The 20,602-nt window shown below is 69.1% G+C and carries 17 protein-coding genes and 1 pseudogene; 2 read left to right on the top strand and 16 right to left on the bottom strand.

Features of this window, described 5'->3' with window-relative positions:
* Positions 1-4: 4 nt before the first annotated feature.
* The 8 genes from BJ988_RS13910 to BJ988_RS13875 are packed head-to-tail and all read right to left on the bottom strand — an operon-like array spanning position 5 to position 7,950.
* Positions 5-1,147, bottom strand: coding sequence for a thiolase C-terminal domain-containing protein (locus tag BJ988_RS13910; RefSeq protein ID WP_179658533.1), 1,143 nt, complete (start codon positions 1,145-1,147; stop codon positions 5-7).
* Positions 1,144-1,590, bottom strand: a complete 447-nt coding sequence (locus BJ988_RS13905) for a Zn-ribbon domain-containing OB-fold protein (protein WP_179658532.1) — start codon at positions 1,588-1,590, stop codon at positions 1,144-1,146. Before BJ988_RS13905 ends, BJ988_RS13910 begins: the two co-directional genes overlap by 4 nt.
* A complete protein-coding gene (locus BJ988_RS13900) occupies positions 1,587-2,468 on the bottom strand; it encodes an MBL fold metallo-hydrolase (protein ID WP_179658531.1) in 882 nt (293 codons plus the stop codon). The genes BJ988_RS13905 and BJ988_RS13900 overlap by 4 nt, the downstream gene beginning before the upstream one ends.
* Entirely contained in the window at positions 2,465-4,111 is a 1,647-nt protein-coding gene (locus tag BJ988_RS13895) for an ABC transporter substrate-binding protein (RefSeq protein ID WP_179658530.1), read from the bottom strand. Before BJ988_RS13895 ends, BJ988_RS13900 begins: the two co-directional genes overlap by 4 nt.
* A gap of 24 nt (positions 4,112-4,135) precedes the next feature.
* Positions 4,136-5,023, bottom strand: coding sequence for an ABC transporter permease (locus BJ988_RS13890; protein ID WP_179658529.1), 888 nt, complete (start codon positions 5,021-5,023; stop codon positions 4,136-4,138).
* Positions 5,020-5,982, bottom strand: a complete 963-nt coding sequence (locus BJ988_RS13885; protein ID WP_179658528.1) for an ABC transporter permease — start codon at positions 5,980-5,982, stop codon at positions 5,020-5,022. Before BJ988_RS13885 ends, BJ988_RS13890 begins: the two co-directional genes overlap by 4 nt.
* 4 nt (positions 5,983-5,986) lie before the next feature.
* Positions 5,987-6,988 carry an ABC transporter ATP-binding protein gene (locus tag BJ988_RS13880; RefSeq protein ID WP_179658527.1) on the bottom strand — a complete coding sequence of 334 codons (1,002 nt, stop codon included), beginning with the start codon at positions 6,986-6,988 and terminating at the stop codon, positions 5,987-5,989.
* Positions 6,985-7,950, bottom strand: coding sequence for an ABC transporter ATP-binding protein (locus BJ988_RS13875; protein WP_343051607.1), 966 nt, complete (start codon positions 7,948-7,950; stop codon positions 6,985-6,987). The genes BJ988_RS13880 and BJ988_RS13875 overlap by 4 nt, the downstream gene beginning before the upstream one ends.
* Positions 7,951-8,231: 281 nt before the next feature.
* On the opposite strand from BJ988_RS13875, the pseudogene BJ988_RS30465 reads away from it, so the two are divergent.
* Positions 8,232-9,446, top strand: a pseudogene (locus tag BJ988_RS30465) (MFS transporter); the annotation flags it as partial.
* Between the two features lie 195 nt (positions 9,447-9,641).
* On the opposite strand, the gene BJ988_RS13870 reads toward BJ988_RS30465, so the two are convergent.
* From BJ988_RS13870 to BJ988_RS13860, 3 genes are all read right to left on the bottom strand, one after another.
* On the bottom strand, positions 9,642-10,481 hold the full coding sequence (locus tag BJ988_RS13870) for a bile acid:sodium symporter family protein (protein WP_218861492.1): 840 nt from the start codon (positions 10,479-10,481) through the stop codon (positions 9,642-9,644).
* Between the two features lie 203 nt (positions 10,482-10,684).
* On the bottom strand, positions 10,685-11,017 hold the full coding sequence (locus tag BJ988_RS13865) for a DUF1048 domain-containing protein (RefSeq protein ID WP_179658525.1): 333 nt from the start codon (positions 11,015-11,017) through the stop codon (positions 10,685-10,687).
* Between the two features lie 123 nt (positions 11,018-11,140).
* On the bottom strand, positions 11,141-12,439 hold the full coding sequence (locus BJ988_RS13860; protein WP_179658524.1) for an HNH endonuclease: 1,299 nt from the start codon (positions 12,437-12,439) through the stop codon (positions 11,141-11,143).
* A 603-nt stretch (positions 12,440-13,042) separates the two neighbouring features.
* Here BJ988_RS13860 and BJ988_RS13855 point away from each other — a divergent pair.
* The gene (locus tag BJ988_RS13855; RefSeq protein WP_179658523.1) at positions 13,043-13,927 is read left to right on the top strand and encodes a sulfite exporter TauE/SafE family protein; all 885 of its coding nucleotides are present in this window, start codon (positions 13,043-13,045) and stop codon (positions 13,925-13,927) included.
* Positions 13,928-13,951: 24 nt separating this feature from the next.
* Here BJ988_RS13855 and BJ988_RS13850 read toward each other — a convergent pair whose 3' ends face one another.
* The 5 genes from BJ988_RS13850 to murQ all read right to left on the bottom strand — a co-directional run bounded on the left by BJ988_RS13850 (position 13,952) and on the right by murQ (position 20,599).
* Positions 13,952-15,664, bottom strand: a complete 1,713-nt coding sequence (locus BJ988_RS13850; protein ID WP_179658522.1) for a glycoside hydrolase family 28 protein — start codon at positions 15,662-15,664, stop codon at positions 13,952-13,954.
* Between the two features lie 78 nt (positions 15,665-15,742).
* Positions 15,743-17,359: an ABC transporter ATP-binding protein gene (locus tag BJ988_RS13845; RefSeq protein WP_179658521.1), complete on the bottom strand. Its 1,617-nt coding sequence runs from the start codon at positions 17,357-17,359 to the stop codon at positions 15,743-15,745.
* Positions 17,356-18,495 carry a serine hydrolase domain-containing protein gene (locus tag BJ988_RS13840; protein WP_179658520.1) on the bottom strand — a complete coding sequence of 380 codons (1,140 nt, stop codon included), beginning with the start codon at positions 18,493-18,495 and terminating at the stop codon, positions 17,356-17,358. The genes BJ988_RS13845 and BJ988_RS13840 overlap by 4 nt, the downstream gene beginning before the upstream one ends.
* Entirely contained in the window at positions 18,492-19,667 is a 1,176-nt protein-coding gene (locus BJ988_RS13835; RefSeq protein ID WP_218860858.1) for an anhydro-N-acetylmuramic acid kinase, read from the bottom strand. Before BJ988_RS13835 ends, BJ988_RS13840 begins: the two co-directional genes overlap by 4 nt.
* Positions 19,667-20,599, bottom strand: a complete 933-nt coding sequence (gene murQ / locus BJ988_RS13830; RefSeq protein WP_343051606.1) for an N-acetylmuramic acid 6-phosphate etherase — start codon at positions 20,597-20,599, stop codon at positions 19,667-19,669. Before murQ ends, BJ988_RS13835 begins: the two co-directional genes overlap by 1 nt.
* Positions 20,600-20,602: the final 3 nt, after the last annotated feature.

Genomic DNA, 20,602 nt, shown 5'->3' with positions numbered 1-20,602 from the left:
CTGGTCAGGGCTGGTTGGCGAGGATCAGGGTCGCCGCGCTCATGAACATGCCGCCGTTGCCGAGCACCAGGCTGGTGCTGACGTCGTCGACCTGCGCGGCGGCCTCGCCGCGCAGCTGGCGTACGGACTCCTGGATCGCGAACATCCCGTACATGCCGGTGTGGGTGTAGGACATGCCGCCGCCGTTGGTGTTCATGGGCAGCCGTCCGCCGGGTGAGGTGTGGCCATCGGCGACGAACGCCCCCGACTCACCCCGGCCGACGAAGCCCATGTCCTCGAGGCCGTAGAGAGGGACGTGCGCGAAAGCGTCGTAGATCATCAGGTGGTCGATGTCCGCGGGCGAGGTGCCCGACTCCTTGAACGCCGCCTGGCTGGACAGCGTGAACTGCTTGCAGCGGGTCATGTCCTCCATCTGCGAGATCAGCGGAGTGGTGGCCGCCTCGCCGGTGCCGAGGATGTGGACCAGCGGCTTGTCGCTGCCGTGCGCCTCGGCGAACTCGCGGGAGGCGACGACCAGTGCTCCACCGCCGTCGGTCACCAGGCAGCACATCAGCAGGGTGAACGGGTCGGCGATCATCTTGGCGCCTAGGACGTCGTCGACGGTGACCTCGTCCCGGAACATCGCCCGCGGGTTGCGGGAGGCCCAGCGCCGCTGCGCGACCGCGACCTCGGCGAGCTGCTCGAGGGTGTTGTCGGTCTCGTGCAGGAACCGGCGGGCGGGCACGGTGAAGCTGGTCGGCGGACCGACGATGCCGTACGGCATCTCGAACTGCGCCATCACGGAGTCGTTGGCGCGCGGATACGGCGGGGCGCCCACCCGGGACCGGCCGGACTCACCGTGGGTGATCAGCACGACGTCGGCGTAGCCGGCCTTGATCGCCGCTGTCGCGTGACGTACGTGGAAGAGGAAGGAGGAGCCGCCGACCCCGGTGCCGTCGACGTAGGTCGGGGTGATCCCGAGGGCGTGCGAGACCTGGATCGGGCCGGGGACCGAGACCGACGCGATGCCGTCGACCTGGTCCTTGGACAGGTTCGCGTCGGCGAGCGCCCGCCGCGCGCCCTCGACGTGCAGCTCGAGGGTCGAGGTGGTGGGCAGCTTGCCGATGTCGGTCTCGGCCGCGCCCATGATGACGACTTCGCGACTCATCGGGCCACCTCCTTCCCGGCGTTCTCGGGTACAGGGGCGAAGACGGGCACGGCAGCGCCCGTACGTTGCTCGAAGCGGACCTCGACCGGCATGTCGAGCTCGAGCGTCTCCGGGTCCGCATCGACGAGGTTGGTCATCATCCGAGGGCCCTCCTCGAGCTCGACCACGGCGATCACCGTCGGGACCGGGAAGCCGGGCGCGGGGCGGTGGGAGACGACGTAGGTGTGCAGCAGCCCCTTGCCCGAGCAGGTGACCCACTCGAGATCGATGGAGCCGCACTGCGGGCAGGACGAGCGCGGATAGAAGAAGACCTGGTCGCACGGTCTGCACCTCGGCAGGTCGAGCCGGCCGGCGGCGGTGGCGTCCCAGTAGGGCTGGGTCTCCGGTGTCGCCCGGGGCGCGAACCGCGCCTCCGGAGACACCTCTGGGGTCTTCGTGGTCATACGGTGCTGCCTTTCTCCCGCATCCGGACGGCGCGAGTGTCGAGGTAGTGGAGGATGGCCTCGACCGAGGCCCGGGCGGCCGGACGACGTTGGTCGTCGACCTTGGCGTAGACGTGGTCGGTGATCTGCTCGCGGGCCACCCCGTCGGCGAGCAGCCCGGCGATCTGGTCGATCCGGCGCTGCCTGTCGGCGATCCGCGCGTGCAGGTAGGTGGTCGGCTCGCGCACCGCCGGCCCGTGGCCCGGCAGCAGGATCCAGTCGTCGTCGACCAGGTCGGCGATCCTGGCCATCGAGCCGAGGATGTCAGCCACCGTGCCGTCAGGATGCGAGATGTAGGGGTTGAACCGGGCCAGGACGGTGTCGCCGGTGAGCATCACGCGACGGTCGCCGAGCGAGAAGCTCACGCCGTCGGAGGTGTGCCCAGGGGTGGAGAGGGTGCGGATCTCCGTACGCCGGCCCAGGTCGAGCCGGGTCCCGTCGGGGATGACCCCCTGCTGGACCCGTGGTCTGATCGCGGCCTGCCAACGCTCGGCGACCGCACTGGCAGCCTGGGAGTGGTCGCCGTGATGGTGGCTGAGGAGGACCGTCTCCACGCGGGCGCCCGCTCCTCGGACCACCTCGTCGATCCGGTCCAGGTGCCCGGGGTCGGTCGGACCGGGGTCGATGACCACGGCCCGACCGTCCCCGACGACGATCCAGGTGTTGGTGCCCTCGTACGTCCAGTGGTTGGCGTTCGGCGCGAGCAGGAGGTGGACGCCGGCGGCGACCTCCACCGGCTCCCCGGGTCGCGGCGGTGCCTCGCCGACGTCCCACATCGCCTCGATGCGGCACGAGTCGTCCCGACGGTACTCCTTCTGGACGGGAGGGCCGCTGCTCACTCCTGCTCCATCCAGACGTTCTGGAGCTCGCGGGAGGAGTAGTCCGGGTGCGGGTGGTAGCCGTGGACCTTGCCCGAGTACAGCGTCTGGGTGTCGTAGGCGTAGAGCGGCAGCGGGGTGGAGACGTTCTCCATGATGTAGCGCTCGATGTCCTGGAGTGCCTTCTCCCGCTCGGCCTCGTCGGTGATGATGCGCTGGGCGGCGACCATCTTGTCGAGCTCGGGGTCGTTGACCCGCGACCAGTTGCGCGTCCCGGTGCTGGTGAACTCCGAGGTGAGGTACTCGTCGGCCGTCAGCATGGGGGTCTGCAGGCCGTACATGATGTCGTACTTCGTCTCCGGCCAGGTCGAGCTGACGTAGGTGGCGTAGTCCTGCTGGTCGATGGTGAGCTTGATGCCGATCTTGCCCAGGTCCTCTTGGATCCACTGGGCCTCGCGCAGGATCGTCTCGCCGTAGCCGTCGGTGGCGACCAGGTCGGCCTCGAAACCGTTCGGGTACCCGGCCTCGGCCAGCAGCTCCTTGGCCTTCTCAGGGTCGTACTCCAACAGCTCGTCGACCTCGTCCTGGGGCAGCGAGCCGAACAGCGTCGGGGTGATCGGACCGGTGAGGCTCCCACCGGAGCGCAGAGCCTTGATCATCCCCTCCTTGTCGATCGCGTGCGCGACCGCGCGACGGACCTCGAGCTTGCTGAACGGCCCCTCGGCCGCGTTCATGAAGACCCGGGTCTGGGTGATGCCCTTCTCCGTACGCAGCTGGAGCCCGTCGATCTGGCTGAGGAGCTGCTCGACCTGGCGCTTCTCGGTGGAGAGCGAGGAGATCATCTCGAGCTTGCCGCTGCGCAGCGCCGCGATCTGTGCCTGGGCGTCGGGGAGCACGGTGGTCTGGATGCCGTCCAGGTGGGGGAGACCCTCGACGAAGTAGTCGGGGTTCTTCTCCATGACCCGCTCCTGGTCGCGCTTCCAGCTCTTCAGCATGAAGGGGCCGGTGCCGATGGCCTCCTCGGCGAAGCTGAACTCACCCGAGGTGCCCTCGCAGGGGAGGATCGACATGAACGGGTTGGCCATGGTCTGGTCGAAGGCGGTGTTCGCCGATGCGAGCGTGAAGACCACGGTGTACGGGTCGGGGGTCTCCAGCTTGGAGACGTTGGCGACCAGGCCGAGCTGGTGCCCGGGCAGGCTCTTGATCCGGTCCACCGTGCACTTCACGTCTGCCGAGGTGAGCTCGCGACCGTTGACCGGCGGCTTGTTGTGGAACTTGACGCCCTGACGGAGGTTGAAGGTCCAGGTCTTCAGGTCGTCCGACTTCGACCACTTTTCGGCCAGGTCGCCCTCGAGCTCGCTCGAGCCGTACTCGACGTCCTTGCCGGTCTTCGGCGCGACCAGTCGGCTGTAGACCGTGCCGACCGCGACGTGAGTCATGTAGGACGCCTCTTTGTGGATGTCCAGCGAAGGCGCGTCGGTGGTTGCCGCCGTGTGCAGGATGCCGCCGTCCTGGGGCGGCCCGGCATCCTCGACGATCTTGCCTTTCCCGGAGGTGTCTGTGCCCGCGCCGCAGGCGGCGGTGAGGGCGAGGCAGGCGGCGGCCACGGCCGCGCCGGCGGTCCGGACCGGTGATCTCTTGAGGCGAAGCATGGGGTGGGACATCACGGACTCCTTGGATGGGATGGGCTATCGGCGCTGTTTGGGGTCGAGGAAGTCACGCATGGCGTCACCGAGCAGGTTGAACGCCAGGACGGACACGGAGAGGATCAGGCCGGGAACGACGGTCATCCACGGAGCGATCTCGAGCTGGCTGCGGCCTTCGCTGAGCATCCGTCCCCACGACGGTGTGGGGGGAGGGGTGCCGATGCCCAGGAAGCTGAGCGCGGACTCGGCGATGAGGATGACGGCGAAGAGCAGCGAGCCCATGACGAAGAGCGGGGCCATCAGGTTGGGAAGGCCGTACCGGAGCAGGATCCGCGGGGTGCTGCAGCCGACCGAGCGGGCGGCCTCGACGTACGGCTCCTCGCGGATGCGGAGCATCTCGCCGCGTGCGACTCGGTTGATCGACGGGATCACCAGCAGGCTCAGGGCGATCACGGTGTTGCGTACGCTCGGCCCGAGGAGGGCGGCGACGAACAGCAGCAGCACGATCGAGGGGATCGCCATCAGCGCGTCCATGATGCGCTGCAGGACGGAGTCGATCCAGGTGCCACCGAAGTAGCCCGAGACGACGCCGATGAGCAGCCCGATCACGCCGCCGAGAGCGAGCGTGGCGACCGCGATCAGCAGCGAGGTCCGGGCGCCGTAGAGCGACCGGCTCAGGACGTCGCGGCCGAGCTCGTCGGTGCCGGCGGGATGACCGCCGACCCCGGGAGCGGTCAGGAGGTTGACCCGGTCCTGGGCGAGCGGGTCGTACGGAGCGATCCAGGGTGCCAGGACGGCGACGACCACGAAGAGGGTGATCAGGAAGAGGGCGACGGCGCCGAGGGGCTGCTCCGTGGCGAACCGGATCAGGCCGCCGCGGGCCTTGGGCCGGCGGGTAGCACGCGCGGTCCCGGAGATTGCGATGCTCATGCGGAGGCTCCTTCGTACCGGATCCGGGGGTCGATGACCGCGTAGAGCAGGTCGACCACGACGTTGACGAAGATGAAGATCGCGCCATAGAAGATGACGCAGCCGAGGATGACCGGGTAGTCGCGCTGCCCGACCGCCTCGAAGATCAGGGATCCCATTCCCGGGATGGCGAAGATCCGCTCGAGGATGACGGTGCCGCCGAGGATGCTGCCGACCTGCAGGCCGAGCACGGTGAAGACCGGGATCATCGAGCTGCGGCCGGCGTGCTTGAGCACGACCACGCGCTCGGAGGCTCCGCGGGAGCGGATGGTCCGGATGAAGTTGGAGCCGAGCACCTCCAGCAGCGAGGACCGCAGCATCCGGGCGATGCTCGCCATCGTCGCGGCGCCCAGGGCTATCGCCGGGAGCAGCATGTGGATGAGGTTCTGGCTGAGGTCCTCGGTCGGAGAGGCATAGACCAGGGGCGGGGACCAGCCGAACCACAGAGCCAGGAAGGTGATCAGCAGGAGCGCCAGCCAGAAGTTCGGCAGCGACATCCCGATGACCGCCAGGAAGCGCATGACGTTGTCGATGAAGCTGTGGTGGCGGATCGCCGAGATCAGGCCGAACGGCACTCCGAACAGGACGCCGAAGAGGATGGCCAGCAGGCCGAGCTCGAGGGTGGCGGGCAGGCGTTCGAGGATCTTGGTCGTCACGGGACGCCCGTCGTCGAACGAGGTGCCCAGATCGCCTTGGAGCAGCCCGCCCACGAAGTGGCCGAACTGGATCAGGACCGGCTCGTCCAGGCCGAGCTCGGCAGTGCGTTGGTCGATCTGGGCCTGGGTGACGCCGGGTGCGTCGGCCAGCTGGAGCCGGACGACGTCGCCGGGGATCAGTCGGATGATGAGGAAGACCAGGGTGGCGACCAGGGCGAGCACGAGCAGGCCGTAGGTCAGGCGTCGTCCGGCGTAGAGAAGCATATGATCACCTCGCGGGAGTGGGGTCGAAGAGGTGGCAGGCGACGCTGCTGGCCTCGCCCGGAGCGCCGATTGTCAGCAGCTCCGGCTCGTCGCGGTCACAGCCGTCGATGCTCTGGCTGCAGCGTGGGTGGAACCGGCAGCCAGAGGGCGGCCGTCGCGGGCTGGGGATCTCACCGGCGAGCGGCGTCCGCAGCTGATGATGGGCGTCGGGGGAGGGGATAGACGCCATCAGCGCCTGCGAGTAGGGATGTCTCGGTCGCTCGCTGATGTCGTCGGCGTGGGCGACCTCGGCGAGCTTGCCGAGGTACATCACGCAGACGCGGTCGGAGATGTAGCGCACCACGTTGAGGTCGTGGGCGATGAAGAGGTACGAGAGGCCGAGCTCGCGCTGGACCTCCTTGAGCAGGTTGAGCACCTGCGCCTGGACGGAGACGTCGAGGGCGCTGACCGCCTCGTCGCAGACGATCAGGTCCGGGTCGGTCGAGAGGGCGCGGGCGATCCCGATGCGCTGAGCCTGCCCACCGGAGAACTGATGAGGGTAGCGCTCCAGTGCGTAGGAGGGCAGCCCGACCAGATCCAGCAGCTCCTTCGCGCGGCGGATGCGGCTGGCCCTGTCGCCCATGCCGTGGACGACCATGGGCTCGGTCAGCACCTGCGCGATGGTCATCCGCGGGTTGAAGGAGCTGACCGGATCCTGGAAGACGAGCTGCATGCGCTTGCGAAGCTGGGTCAGCCTGCTCTTGGACAGTGCGGCGATGTCTTGGCCGTCGAAGGTGACAGAGCCGCTGGTCGGCTCGATCAGCCGAAGGATCAGGCGGCCGAGCGTCGACTTGCCCGAGCCCGACTCGCCGACCAGACCGAGCGTCTCGCCGCGCTTGATGGTCAGGGAGACCCCGTCGACGGCCCGTACGGGTGGCCGTTGGGGAGTGAAGAGGCCCTTGCCGTCGCCGAAGTGCTTGACGAGTCCGTGGGCCTCGACGAGAGGAGCCGCGTCGGGAACGATCATCGGGCCACCTCCGCCATCGGCTCGAGGAGACCGTGGTCCTCGTCGGGACGCCAGCAGCGGACCTGTCGCCCGTAGAGGGCGCGCAGCGGCTGGGGCTCTGCGCACTCGGGGCCGGCCTCGGAGCAGCGGGTGGCGAAGCGGCAGCCGCTGGGCATGTCGTTGAGCGCGGGGACCGCGCCCGGGATCGCCGGCATCTCCTGGTCGCGCGGGGTGTCGCGGCGCGGGATGGCATCGAGCAACGCCCGGGTGTAGGGGTGCTGGGGCCGGTCGAGGATCTCGTCGGCGGTGCCCGCCTCGACGACCTGCCCGGCGTAGAAGACGACCACCCGGTCGGCCATCTCGGCGACCACGCCCATGTCGTGGGTGATGAGCATCAGCCCGACCCCGGTCCGATCCTGGAGGTCGCGGATCAGCGCGAGCACCTGGGCCTCGACGGTCACGTCGAGGGCGGTGGTGGGTTCGTCGGCGATGAGCAGGCGCGGGTCGCAGGCGAGCGCGCCGGCGATCATGACCCGCTGCCGCTGCCCACCGGAGAGCTGGTGGGGATATGCCTTGACCTTGGTCTCGGGCTCCGGGATACCGACGAGATCGAGCAGCTCGACGGCGCGCCGGCGTGCTTGCCGCTTCGAGACGTCGTGGTGGATCCGATAGGCCTCGACGAGCTGATGGCCGATCGTGAAGAGCGGGTCGAGCGAGGTCATCGGGTCCTGGAAGATCACCGAGATCTCCTTGCCCCGGACGGTGCGCATGTCACTGTTGGAGGCCCCGGTGATGTCCTTGCCGTTCCAGGTGATTCGACCGCCGCTGACTCGGCCGTTGCCCAGCAGCCCGAGGACGGCGAGCGCCGTGACGCTCTTTCCTGACCCGGACTCACCGACGACGGCAACGGTCTCTCCGGCGTCGATCCAGAGGTCGACGGCGTTCAGCGCCTCGACCGTGCCACCCCCGGTCCGAAACTCCACGTGGAGGTCCTCGATGCGCAGAAGCGGCTCATTCGCGGACCCAGTCGGTGCTCTCATATCGGACCCTCCCGTTCGTTCCGCGATCGGTGCCGGCCGCGGATGCTGGTGGCTCAATCTAGAATCACGCTCTAGGATGGGATTCATCATTGGGTCGCCGAACGGGTGTGTCAAGGGTCACAATCCGGATATCGGACTTTCTTTCCAGGACGCCCTCGTGCGGCACCGGTCGTGCCGGGGCGTACGACGCACGTGGCGCCGTGCTGCACGGCGCAGGAGGTTGCATGAGCGAGTCCCAACCCGCCGAGGTGACGGCCGCAGCGCGGTCCACCTTGATCGTGGTCTGCCTGGTCAGCGCGGTGATGGCGCTCAACGCCAGCTCGCTGAACGTCGCGCTGCCGACACTGAGCAGGGAGTTCGACGCGAGCTCCACGGAAGGGAGCTGGCTGCTGCTCTCCTACATGGTCGCCAACACCGCCTGCCTGCTCCTCTTCGGTCGCCTCAGCGACGTCTGGGGGCAGCGCGGGCTCTATCTCGGTGGCTTGGTCATCTTCTCGGTGACCAGTCTCCTGGCCGGTTTCGCTCCGAACGTCGAGGTGCTCATCGGTCTCCGTGTGGTCTCCGCCATCGGTGGTGCGGTGCTCATCGGCAACGGCGCCACCCTCATCCATCAGGCCTTCCCACGCGCCTCCCTGGGGGGCGCCATGGGCCTGTACGCCGCCTCGTTCCCGACAGCCAACCTGATCGGGCCGACGCTCGGTGGCCTGATCGTCGACCACGTCGGGTGGCAGTGGGTGTTCTGGCTCAACGTGCCGGTCTGCCTGATCGCTCTGGCGGCTGGGCACCTGCTGCTGCCGCGGCCGGTTGTGGACAAGCGAGCCGTCGGTCTCGATCTTCCCGGCAACCTGGTGATCATGATCGCCGTCGTCATGCTGACGATCGGGATCACCTCGCTGACGGATCTCGGCTGGCGCCATCCCCTGGTGATCGGCGGCATCGTGGGATCGTTTCTCCTGGTCCCGGTCCTGCTGCTCATCGAACGGCGGGCCGCTGCGCCAGTGGTCGACGTCGTGGTCATCCGCCGGGTGGGGAGGCTCTTCCTCGCCGGCTTCTTCACCGGCGCCGGACGGTTCCCGCTGATCGTGCTCGCCAGTCTCTACTTCCAGAGCGTGGTCGGTGCTGCCCCTGGCACGGCCGGACTGATGCTGCTGCCGATGCCGGTCGGGATGATCCTCGCCTCGCTGACCCTCGGTCGGCTGTCCCGCCGCTGGACGGCGCACCAGATCATGTCCGGCGGGTCGGTGGTGGGCACGTGCGGCGTCGCCCTGGTGGCGCTCGCGATCCACCTCGAGCAGACCTGGTTGGTGATGGCGACCCTCGCGATCGTCGGGTTGGCGACGGGTCTGTTCATCGGGACCAACGCGACCGTCCTGCTGGAGCGGGCCCCGGAGGATGCGCTCGGCGTCGTCAACGCCACGCGTCTGATGCTGCAGAACACCGGCAACGTGCTCAGCCTTGCCATCGCCCTCACGCTGCTCACCGCTCTGCTGCCGCCAGGGCTGGGGGAGGCGGTGCTCGCCGCGAACGTGCCGGCCGACAGTGTCGCTGCCGTCACCGCTGCCTTCACGCTGGTCTGCCTCTTCCTCCTCGTGCTCGGCGCGGTCGGAGCCTGGTACTCCTTCCCGCGCCGGGCTTCATCGCCGGGTGGTCGCGTCGTACGTCGCGGCGGGCTGCGCGATGCGCGAGCGGGTGATGAGGAAGCCGAAGGCCGTGGCGAGGACGTACATCACGATGCTGTAGACCGCGGCCGGGATGGCGACGGTCGTGTTGTCGAGGACGCTCAGGGCGATGGTGAGGGCCACGGTGGTGTTGTGGATCCCGACCTCCATCGAGGTCGCGATCGCCTGCGCCTGGCCGAGCTTGAAGACCCGAGCCCCGAGGTAGCCCAGGAAGAGGCTCGCGCAGCAGAACAGCGTCACGACGACGCCGACCTCCTGAAGGTAGCCGGCGATGTTGTCCCGCTCGCCGAGGATCGCGCCGACCGAGACCATGACCAGCACGACGATCGAGAAGATCCGGACCGGTTTGTCCGCCCGGGCGGCGAACGTCTCGGACCGGCTCCGTACGAGCATCCCGATGCCGACGGGGACGAGCACGATCGCGATGACCTGGACGACCTTGCCGAACTGCAGGCCAAGGGTGTCGCCGGCATCGAAGTAGACGATCGCGGCGTTGGTGATCAGCGGGATGGAGACCGCCGCGAGCACCGAGTTCACCGCAGTCAAAGTGACGTTGAGCGCGACATCGCCGCGGAAGAGGTGGCTGAAGAGGTTGGCCGTGGTCCCGCCCGGCGAGGCGGCCAGCAGCATGATCCCGACGGCGATCAGCGGGTCCACGTCCGCGACCAGGATCAGCCCGAACGCGATCAGCGGCAGCACCAGGATCTGGAGGGTGAGCGCCACGATGACGGCTCGCGGGGTGCGTACGACTCGGCGGAAGTCTTTCGGAGTCAGGCTCAGGCCCAGCCCGAACATGATGATCGCCAACGCGATGGGGAGGCCGACCGAGAGCAGGGCCGAGTCGTTCACTTGTGTTCCTCCAGCATGCGGGGCTGCCGCTAGGGCAGCCAGAAGAGACGTGCGTCACAGTGGACCACGCGGAGGTGGCGAACCATAGCCTTATCCAGACATTTGTTCTGGAGCCGATAGAGGATCCGCCACGCTCCCGCTCACCGCGCTCAAGAGAGCTTCAAGGCGACGTCGTTGAGGTGGGCACGCAGGTTGATGTGGTAGGCACCTTCCTTGGGCAGCCGCGCGTCGCAGAAGGCGGCCAGGTCGGTCCCGGTGACCTCGATGACCTTACGACCGGCCGCGGCCTCGGTCTCGAACAGATCGAGAATCTCACGCAGGATGGCGACGACGTCCATCCCGTCACCGGCGGTGAAGGGCCACATGTAGCTCTTCATCTTGCTGTAGACGGTGCGGTAGTCGGAGGGCAGCTCGGCGGCGCGGGCCTCCATGCGCTTCCAGTCCTTCTTGCCGGCGGTCATGCGGGTGAGGACGTTGTTCATGTCGTGCTCCTTGGTTCGGTGTTTGTGTTCCTGGTCCCGTTTGGGGCCGTGAAAGAAGCGTGCAGCCCTGACGCAGGGTCAAGGTCAAGCACCGATCCGAAGAAGGTTTCGACAGCGCGACTCTCAGGCCGCGAGCGTGTGGTCGACGAGCAGATCGCGCAGCACGAACTCTCCCCGCGAGAGGGGTGGTGGGCCCGGAAGCCAGGTGTCGGGTGGTGGGCTCACGTAGATATGGCCCGTCGGTGTGATGGTGATGATGCTGCCGTCGGGTCTGGGTCTGGCTTGCCAGCCGAGGGCTTCTTTCGCTTGATTGCATCTTTCGCAGAGCCCTTGGAGGTTCGCGGCGCTGGTCTTGCCGCCGTCAGCGTGGCGCTGGGCGTGGTCGACGTTGCGGATGGGGGCGTCGCAGCCGTTGGTGCGGCAGATTCCGCCGTCGCGGGTGGTGATGAACTCGGCGAGTCCGTCGGGGGCTTTGCGGGAGCGGGATTCCATGGCGACCAGCTGCCCGGCCGGGTCGGTGAACAGCCTGCGGATGAAGACCTCGGCGTCGGCGAGTGCTTCGCGGGTCCATGCGGCGGGGACGGGGCCGTAGCCCTCGACCATCGCGGGCTGGTCGCTGTCGTTGGTGAGGGCGTCGGCGGTCATGACGATCTTGACCTCGATCCGAGGCTTGGCGCCGTCGGTGGTGGTGCGGCCGGTGACGCGGTCGGCCAGTGTGTCGGCCATGACCTGACCCCTCGTCCGTTCATCCCCAGCAGCCTGCGCGGCCTTGGCTGCCTGGTCCAGTGCGGCGTAGACGGCGACGCCGTCCTTGACCGGCAGCAGCGCACCCAGCCAGGTCATCGTGTCCGGTGCCGGTCGCACGCTGACTCGACGGTCTTTCTCCGCGTTCGATGCACGGGCCACGACGGACTCCTGGTCCAGGGTGATCGCGAGTTTCTTGGCCGCGTTCTCCATTTGCCGCAGCCCCATCGTGACCACAGCAGGCGGTTCACCATCGGATCCGATAGCGCAGAGTTCGTAGTCGATGACCCGGCGGTCCTTCATCGAGAGGCAGGCGGTTTCGCGGGCGAGGATGGTGGCCTGCCACTGCGAGAACAGGCCCGCTTTCATCAACGCGAAGGTGTGCGGCATCTCGGTGATCAAGATCTTCGCCAGGCCCAGCAGTTTGGCGCCCTTGGCAGGTGAGACCCGCCTCGCCAGCGCGATCTGCGAGGCCACGCCTTCGCCGAGCTTGCGGGCAGGGATCCCGGCCTCGGCCTGCCGGGCGCGGGTGGCTTCGTCGAGGCGTACGGCCGCTTCTGCCTGAACAGCCTCGGCGATGCACTTCACTTCTTCGAGCCGGCTGATCCAGTCGACCAGCTCACCTTCGGACGCACCCAGGGGCGGCCCGGTGAGGAGCTGGTCGACGGTCTCGTTCATACGCCTCATTATATGCGGAACAGTACCGTAGCGCTACCTGTTTTTGCTGGTCAGAACCGATTTACGCAGTCAGCGAACAAGCAACCTGAACCCCGCGCCACACCCTCGCCGCCGCCCCGATAATGGCGAAATCTTTCTTGATCAGGTGCCGAGTCAAGGATGGCCGAAGGCCACCGCGAAGCGGCGGGCGAAGCCCGTCCTTGACGCGGCGGCTGATCGAGAAACACTCGAAGAAGGGTCGGCGGCGAACACTGAAACGAAGTAACAGTCGCTCAGCGAGGTTTCCCCGACCAGAACCGTGTTGGTCTCGACACGCCTCCGCCTAGCGGCTCCGGCGGCTCGACCAGCGGGAGGCAGGTCTCGACAAGCTCGATCACTGAGGGACTGTGTTGGTCTCGACACGCCTCCGCCTAGCGGCTCCGGCGGCTCGACCGGCGGAGGCGACGGGTCTCGACGGGCTCGACCGGCGGAGGCGACGGGTCTCGACAAGCTCGACCACCGATGCGCCCGCCCACCGAGACGATTAGAGAACCCCAGAAAGACTATCTATAGTAATTAGAGTTACATTACCATCCCACCCCCCCCTCGCCCCAGGAGTCCCGCATGGAGCGGCTGATCATCTTTGCTCTCGTAGGCCTAGCGGCCCAAGCCGTAGACGGCTCGTTGGGCATGGCCTACGGCGTCACCTCCAGCACCCTGCTCGTTGCCACCGGCGTCGCCCCTGCGGTCGCGTCAGCATCGGTCCACCTGGCCGAGGTCGGCACGACGTTCGTCTCGGGCGTCTCCCACTGGCGGCTCGGGAACGTCGACTGGAAGGTCGTGGGCAAGATCGCGATCCCCGGTGGTATCGGCGCCTTCGTCGGCGCGACGGTCCTCTCCGGTCTCTCCACCGAGAGCGCCACGCCGTGGGTGGCCGGTCTCCTGCTCCTGCTGGGTCTCTACATCGTCGCGCGCTTCGTCTTCGGGAAGCCGCCGGTCTTCATCCCGGGCCGCCGGCCGGGGCTCGGCCTGCTCGCTCCGCTGGGCCTGTTCGGCGGCTTCATCGACGCGACCGGCGGCGGTGGCTGGGGCCCGGTCACGACGCCCACGCTGATCTCCAGCGGCACCCTGCACCCGCGCAAGGTGATCGGCTCGGTCTCCACCGCCGAGTTCGTCACCACCGTCTCTGCGAGCGTCGGCTTCCTCGTCGGTCTGGCAGGGGAGGCGCTCGACTGGCGGATCATCGGCGGGCTTCTCATCGGTGGCGTGATCGCCGCCCCGTTCGCCGCCTACCTCGTCAAGCACCTCTCGCTGCCCATCCTCGGCGGCCTGGTCGGCAGCATCATCCTGGTCACCAACGGACGTACGCTGCTGCGCAGCTTCGAGGCCGAGTCGGTGGCTGCGTACGGCCTGCTCTTCGCCGTCGCCGCTGTCATCGTCGCCTTCGCGGTGCTCAAGGTCAGGCGCGCGCCCGTCGAAGCTCCGGAGCCCGAGCCCACCAGCGTCTGATGACGTGGCGGGCTCGGGTCCGCGTTATCGGCGAGCTCCGATGGCGGTCCGCGAGGCGGCCTCCTGGAGGGCCTCCTTCTCCGCCTCGGTGATCACGCCGGCCTTCAGCAGGGCAGCGGTCCGCTCCGCGACGTACGCACGGAACTGGCCGGGGGAGGACCAGGCGTGCTCCTCGGCGAACTGCTCCGACAGGCACCACTGGCCGTCCGCCACCCGGTCCTCGACGCCGGAGCTGACCAGCTTCTCGGGGATCCCGAGCCACACCGTGCCCTGGCAGACCACCGCGTCGGCGGGCTGGGCGTTGATGGTGGTGTTGACCAGCCGCAGGCCTTGGACGTGCTCGGCCAGCATCGGTGTGCGGACACCGGAGAAGGAGGAGTTCAGGATGTTGATGTTGGTGATCGGAGAGCGGGCGTAGCCTCGCAGGAAGATCGCGTGGGTGCCCCCGACGCTGTGCAGGTCCTCGATGTAGACGTCCCGCACGGTCGGGGTGAAGTCGCCCGCGTCGCCCTCCTCGTAGCGGAAGTCGACCCAGACCGCCTGGCCACCCTGCTGCGGCACCGCGTTGTCACGGACGTAGATGTCCTCGACCACCCCGCCGCGTACCGAGTTGGTCTTGATCCGGACCACGCGGTCGAGGTCGGGGCTGTCCATGACGTTGTCCTGCGCGAAGACGTTGCGTACGCCGCCGGACATCTCGCTTCCGGCGACCACCGCCCCGTGGCCGGCCTGCATGTAGTTGCCCTCGATGAGGATGTTCTCGGCGGGAACGCCGATGCGGCGGCCCTCGGCGTTGCGCCCCGACTTGATCGCGATGTTGTCGTCGCCGGTGTTGAAGAAGGTGTTCTTGATGACCACGTCGCGGCTGGACTCCGGGTTCACCCCGTCGTTGTTGGGGCCGAGGCTCTCCAGGTGTACGCCGTCGATGGTCACGTTCTGCGACAGCGTCGGGTGCAGCAGCCACATCGGCGACCTGTTGAGCGTGACGCCCTGGACCAGGATGTTGCGGCTCTCGTAGAACTCGACGAAGCTCGGGCGGATGTAGTGGCCGGCGCCGAAGACCCGCTCCTCGACCGGCACGCCCTCCTCGCCCATCCGGAAGAGCTCGTTGCGGTCCGGCGTCTCCGGGCGGGGGCTCTTCGCCTTCCAGTCCCACCAGTTGTCGGCGTCGGCGTTGCCGTCCAGGGTCCCGTTACCGGTCACCGCGACGTTCTCGACCTGGTAGGCGTAGATGAAGGGGGAGTAGTTGTAGAGCTCGACACCCTCGTAGCGCGTCTTCACCACCGGCAGGAAGTCCGCCTTGTCCCGGCTGAAGCGGATCGTCGCGTCGTCGGCGAGGTGCAGGTTCACGTTGCTCTTCAGGTGGATCGCGCCGGTGAGGAAGACCCCGGTCGGCACCTCCACCCGGCCGCCGCCGGCCGCGTTCACCGCCTCGATCGCCTTACGGAAGGCGTCGGTGCTCTTCGCCTGGCCCGACGGATCGGCGCCGAAGTCGAGGATGCTGACCGCATGGTCGGGGAACGTCGGCGGCTTGACGCGTGCCCGGATCTCGTCGGCCTGTGCCCAGGCCGCTGAGGTGTCAGTCGGGTCGCCCGCCGGCGGAGGCGCCTGCCCTGCCACCGCGGCCGGGGTGGTGAGGCTCAGGGTGCAGAGGAGGGCGATCGCCAGGCCCAGCGCGCGAGCCGGCCATCGGGTCACGAAGGAGTGATGTGTGACGTACGTCTCGTTCCGAGTCATGGGTGAATGCTCGCGCCGGGCGTCCGAGTGCGTCCAATGCCGATCCGGTCTGGTGCCATACCCTCGCGACCCGAGAGGCTACGACGCCTGTTCGTGCGGGCGAGGTACGGCGGCGACGAGCTGCTGGGTGTAGGGATGCTGCGGCGAGCGGAAGACGGTGTCGGGATCGCCGTGCTCGACGATCTTGCCGGCCTTCATGACGTAGACGTGGTGGGCGACGAGGTGGACGACGGCGAGGTCGTGGCTGATGAAGAGGTAGGAGAGACCCCGGTCGCGCTGGAGATCGACCATCAGCTCCAGGATCTGCTCCTGGACGAGGACGTCGAGAGCGCTGACCGCCTCGTCCATGACGACGAGCTCGGGATCGAGGGCGAGGGCGCGGGCGATCGCGACTCGCTGGCGTTGGCCACCGGAGAGCTCGTGCGGCCGCCGGTGGGCGTACGCCGCGGGCAGGTCGACCCGGTCGAGCAGGTCGGCCACGGCCTTGCGGCGAGAGGCGGCGTCGCCGATGCGGTGGACACGCAGGGGCTCGTCGATGACCTGCCCGATCGTGTAGCGCGGGTCGAGGGAGGCGTACGGGTTCTGGAAGACCGGCTGGATGGCGCGCCGGTAGGCGAGCAGGTCCTTGCCGCGCAGGCTCGCCAGATCGGTGCCGCGGTAGCGGATGGTGCCGGCATCGGCCCGTTCGAGGCGAAGCGCGAGCCGGGCGGCGGTGGACTTGCCGGAGCCGGACTCGCCGACGATGGCGACCGTGCGTCCCTTGGGGATGGAGAGGTCGATCCCGTCGACGGCGTGGAGGTGCTCGCGCTGCCCGCGGATCCGGTAGCGGCGTACGGCGCCGCTCACCTCGAGGAGGGTCTCGGGGCGCTCGGCGGACTCGTCGTCGGCTGTCGGGATGACCTTGACGTCGGACATGGCGGGGGCGGCGGCCAGCAGCCGCTCGGTGTAGTCATGCTGTGGGGACGCGATGATCGTGGCCGCGTCACCGCTCTCGACGACCCAGCCGCGATGCATGACGATGACCCGGTCGGCGCGTTCGGCGGCCAGGGCGAGATCGTGGGTGATGAGGAGCACGCCGGTGCCGAGCTCGGCGGTGAGCTCGGCCATCTGGTCGAGGACGAGGCGCTGCACGGTGACGTCGAGCGCGGAGGTCGGCTCGTCGGCGAGGAGCACCTCGGGGCGGCACGCGAGCGCAATCGCGATGAGCACGCGTTGCCGCATCCCGCCAGAGAACTCGTGGGGATACTGGCGGAAGCGGGCGGCGGGCCGGTCGATGCCGGCCTGGCCGAGCAGGTCGATGGCGCGTTCGCGCGCGTCCTGCCCGGACGCGAGACCGTGGACCTCCAGCGCCTCGGTGATCTGCGCACCGACGGTCATCACCGGGTTGAGGTTGGTCATCGGGTCCTGCGGCACCAGACCGATGCGTCGGCCACGGATCGCGGTCATGGTCGACTCGGGGGCGCGGGTGATGTCCTGCTCGCCGAGGGTGATCGCGCCGGCGGTGATCCGGCCGTTGTCCGCCAGGAGCCGGTTGACGCAGGAGGCGAGCGTCGACTTGCCGGAGCCGGACTGGCCGACGACGGCGACGGTCTCGCCGGCGGCGAGGTCGAGGGAGATGTCGTGCAGTGCCTGGACCGGGCCCTCGCCGGTGTCGAAGGTGACCGAGAGGTCGCGTACGGACAGGACGGGGGTCATCGGTCCTCCTCGAGGCCGGCCGCGTCGAGCAGCACCGAGATGATCTCGGTGCCGGGTACGACGTCTGGGAGCCGGGTGGGATTGTGGTCGATCGGGCCGAGCGGGCCGTGCAGCCGGGTCGCGCCGCCGGCGACGACGAGGCCGGTGTCAGGGGCGACGGCGAAGAAGGTGCCGGTGAAGCCGGGATGCTGCAGGAAGCTGGTCTCGCCGGCCCGGCCGAGGAAGGCGCCGAGCGCCTGCTCGGGATGCTCGGGGTGCGGTGTCGCGAAGCGGTCGAGCACCTCGCGTGGCACGAAGGTGCCCTCGCACAGTGCCGTCCCGTAGGTCAGCAGGTCCTCGACGCTCGAGAAGAGGCCGGCGTGCCCGGCGACGCCGTCGAGGGAGTGGGCGGTGTTGCCGTCGTTGACCTCTCCCCGGAGGGGATGGTCACGCCATCGCGAGAATCGAGCCGGCGGGATGCCGACGGGGTGCGGCTCGTCGGTGGCAAGCATGGCGAACTCATAGGCGTCGCTGTCCGCGCTCGAGGCGGCGCGGTCCGGGACGACCGGTCCGAACCGGGCCGAGAGCCCCAGCGGTGCGGCCACGAGCTGCTCGTACGCCTCGTCCAGCCGGAGCGTGGTGGCCCGCTCGATCACCGCGCCGAGCAGGATCATGCCGAGGTCGGAGTACGTCCAGCCGGTGCCGGGCGGGTACGCCAGCGGGAGCTGCTGGACGTGCTGGATCGTCTCGCTGCGCCGGCCACTGGGCACGGCGGCGTAGAGCGGCCACCACGGACGCAGCCCGGCCGTGTGGGTCAGCAGCTGCTCGACGGTCGCCTCGTCCTTCCCTTCACCTCGGAAGGCGGGCAGGTGTCGGCGCACCGGGTCGTCGAGACGCAGATCGCCGGCGGCCACGAGCCGCATCGTGATCGCCGTGGTCGCGACGAGCTTGGTGACCGAGGCGAGGTCGAGCATGTGGTCGGGCTGCATGGGCACGCCGGGCCGGTCGGCAGCGGGCAGCCGGGCCCAGCCGGAGGCCGCGACCTCGGAGCCGTCCGGGGTGCGCAGCCCGACGACGGCGCCTGCCGGATGGGTGCCTTCCCTGCCGAGGGTGAGCAGGCGGTCGGCGTACGTCTGAACGGGTTGCCGGCCGGTCATCGCTCGAACACCAGGGTGCCGGGCCAGGCGTCGATCGCAGGCGGAGGCGTGTCCCTCGGGCTGATCCGGCCGAGCACGCGGGGTCCGTCGGCACCGGTGCAGCTGGGGACGTTGCCGGGGAGTCCGTGGACGCTGGCCCAGCCGATGAGGGCGAAGGCGATGGCCTCCTTGTGGTCGGACGGGACGCCGAGGGCGTCGCTGGTGGTGACGCGCACGCCGGGGAGGAGCTCGCCGAGCCGTCGCATCAGAACCGGGTTGCGTACGCCGCCACCGGAGGCCACCAGCACCTCGACGCCAGCCTGGGAGACCGCCTGGGAGACGGTGACCGCGGAGAGCTCGGTGAGTGTCGCGACCAGGTCGGGAAGCGCGGGCGTCACACCCGCGCGCTCGAGGGCGTCACGGACGTAGCCGAGGTTGAACAGCTCCTTGCCGGTGCTCTTCGGAGCCGGCTGCGCGAAATAGGGAGAGTCGAGCAGCTCGGCCAGCAGCGCCGGGTCCACGGCACCGGTTGCGGCGAGCTCGCCGTCGCGGTCGTAGGTCGCCGCTCCGGGCGCGTCGGTGACCACCGCGTCGATGAGAGCGTTGGCGGGCCCGATGTCCCATGCGACCGGGTCCGCGGCGCTTCGGCACACGGTGAGGTTGGCGATGCCGCCGAGGTTGAGCGCGGCGGCGACGGCTCCGTCCTCGACCAGCGGCGCCAGCATCCGGACGTCCAGCAGCGGCACCAACGGCGCGCCGTGACCGCCGGCAGCGATGTCGTCGGAGCGTACGTCCGAGACGACGCTCGCGCCGGTCGCCTCGGCGATCCAGGCGGGCTGCCCGATCTGGAGCGTGCCGAGTGCACGGCCACCCTCGACCCAATGGAAGACCGTCTGGCCGTGGGTGCAGACGACGTCGACGGCGCCGGCCTCCTCGACAGCCCGGCTCGCGGCCGCGGCGAACGCCTGCCCGATCCGGGTGTCGAGCTCGCAGACGACGTCGAAGCCGACCGGCGCCGGCGGCATGGCGTCGATGAGCCGCTGGCGCAGATCGACCGCGTAGGGCACCGAGGTGTGGTGGACGATCCGCGCCCGCAGCACGTCACCGTCCCTGTCATGGGCGACGTCGAAGTCGACGACCGCGATGTCGATCCCGTCGTGGGAGGTTCCGGAGATCATTCCGAGCACGCGCATCAGCCACGCTCCTCGATGACGGTCCGCAGCCGGCCGCCGGCCAGCTCCAGCGCCTGCGACGCCTCGGCAGGGGAGAGGCCGGTGAGGATCGTCGCGATCGCCAGCTTGGTGTGCCAGTCCGCCTCGTCGAGTGCACGGAGCACGGTCGCCTCGTCGGCTCCGGTGGCCTCGGTGACCATCCGGATCGCGCGGTGCCGAAGCTTGGCGTTGTTGGCCCGCATGTCCACCATCAGCGACCCGTAGGTCCTTCCGAGCTGCACCATGGTCGCGGTCGAGATCATGTTGAGCACCATCTTCGTGGCGGTGCCGGCGCCGAGCCGGGTCGATCCGGCGAGGATCTCGGGGCCGACCGGCACCTCGATCCCGTGGTCGGCGACGCGCGCCAGGGGGGTGCCCAGGTTGCAGGCGACACCGACGGTGAGGGCGCCGTGCTCCGCTGCGTACGCGAGGGCACCGAGGGCATAGGGCGTACGCCCGCTGGAGGCGATCCCCACGACGGTGTCGAGCGGCCCGACGTCGAGAGCTGCCAGGTCGGCCGCACCCGCCCCCTCGTCGTCCTCGACTCCCTCGGCTGCGCTGAAGAGTGCCGCCGGGCCGCCGGCGATGACGCCGACGACGACGCCGTCGAGGCCGAAGGTGGGCGGCACCTCGGAGGCGTCGAGCACCCCGAGCCGTCCCGACGTGCCCGCGCCGACGTAGATCAACCGGCCGCCTTCCCGCATCCGAGCGGCCGCCGCGGTGGCGGCGGCCGCGATCGACGGCAGGGCGGAACGTACCGACGTCGCGACCGTCGCGTCGCGCTCGCTCATCGTCGCGACCAGGCCGGCGACCGAGAGCTGGTCGATCTCCGGTCCGTCCGTGGTGCTCGATGCCTCGGTGGTGAGCGCGTCGAGCATGGCCTCGTCCTCTGCCTTCACTGGCTCTACCTTCACTGG

The sequence above is a fragment of the Nocardioides panzhihuensis genome (assembly GCF_013408335.1).
GTDB classification, from domain to species: Bacteria; Actinomycetota; Actinomycetes; order Propionibacteriales; family Nocardioidaceae; genus Nocardioides; species Nocardioides panzhihuensis.
Note: the sequence above shows the minus strand (reverse complement) of the source record. Positions and strands in the feature narration are given on the sequence as shown.

Bases quoted from the DNA above. Each gene is read 5' to 3' on its own strand.
- BJ988_RS13895 (WP_179658530.1), bottom strand. From the start codon at position 4,111: ATGTCCCACCCCATGCTTCGCCTCAAGAGATCACCGGTCCGGACCGCC.
- BJ988_RS13880 (WP_179658527.1), bottom strand. From the start codon at position 6,988: ATGATCGTTCCCGACGCGGCTCCTCTCGTCGAGGCCCACGGACTCGTC.
- BJ988_RS13885 (WP_179658528.1), bottom strand. From the start codon at position 5,982: ATGCTTCTCTACGCCGGACGACGCCTGACCTACGGCCTGCTCGTGCTC.
- BJ988_RS13845 (WP_179658521.1), bottom strand. From the start codon at position 17,359: ATGACCCCCGTCCTGTCCGTACGCGACCTCTCGGTCACCTTCGACACC.
- BJ988_RS13850 (WP_179658522.1), bottom strand. From the start codon at position 15,664: ATGACTCGGAACGAGACGTACGTCACACATCACTCCTTCGTGACCCGA.
- BJ988_RS13835 (WP_218860858.1), bottom strand. From the start codon at position 19,667: ATGCGCGTGCTCGGAATGATCTCCGGAACCTCCCACGACGGGATCGAC.
- BJ988_RS13860 (WP_179658524.1), bottom strand. From the start codon at position 12,439: ATGAACGAGACCGTCGACCAGCTCCTCACCGGGCCGCCCCTGGGTGCG.
- BJ988_RS13840 (WP_179658520.1), bottom strand. From the start codon at position 18,495: ATGACCGGCCGGCAACCCGTTCAGACGTACGCCGACCGCCTGCTCACC.
- BJ988_RS13870 (WP_218861492.1), bottom strand. From the start codon at position 10,481: ATGTTCGGGCTGGGCCTGAGCCTGACTCCGAAAGACTTCCGCCGAGTC.
- BJ988_RS13855 (WP_179658523.1), top strand. From the start codon at position 13,043: ATGGAGCGGCTGATCATCTTTGCTCTCGTAGGCCTAGCGGCCCAAGCC.
- BJ988_RS13910 (WP_179658533.1), bottom strand. From the start codon at position 1,147: ATGAGTCGCGAAGTCGTCATCATGGGCGCGGCCGAGACCGACATCGGC.
- BJ988_RS13890 (WP_179658529.1), bottom strand. From the start codon at position 5,023: ATGAGCATCGCAATCTCCGGGACCGCGCGTGCTACCCGCCGGCCCAAG.
- BJ988_RS13865 (WP_179658525.1), bottom strand. From the start codon at position 11,017: ATGAACAACGTCCTCACCCGCATGACCGCCGGCAAGAAGGACTGGAAG.
- BJ988_RS13905 (WP_179658532.1), bottom strand. From the start codon at position 1,590: ATGACCACGAAGACCCCAGAGGTGTCTCCGGAGGCGCGGTTCGCGCCC.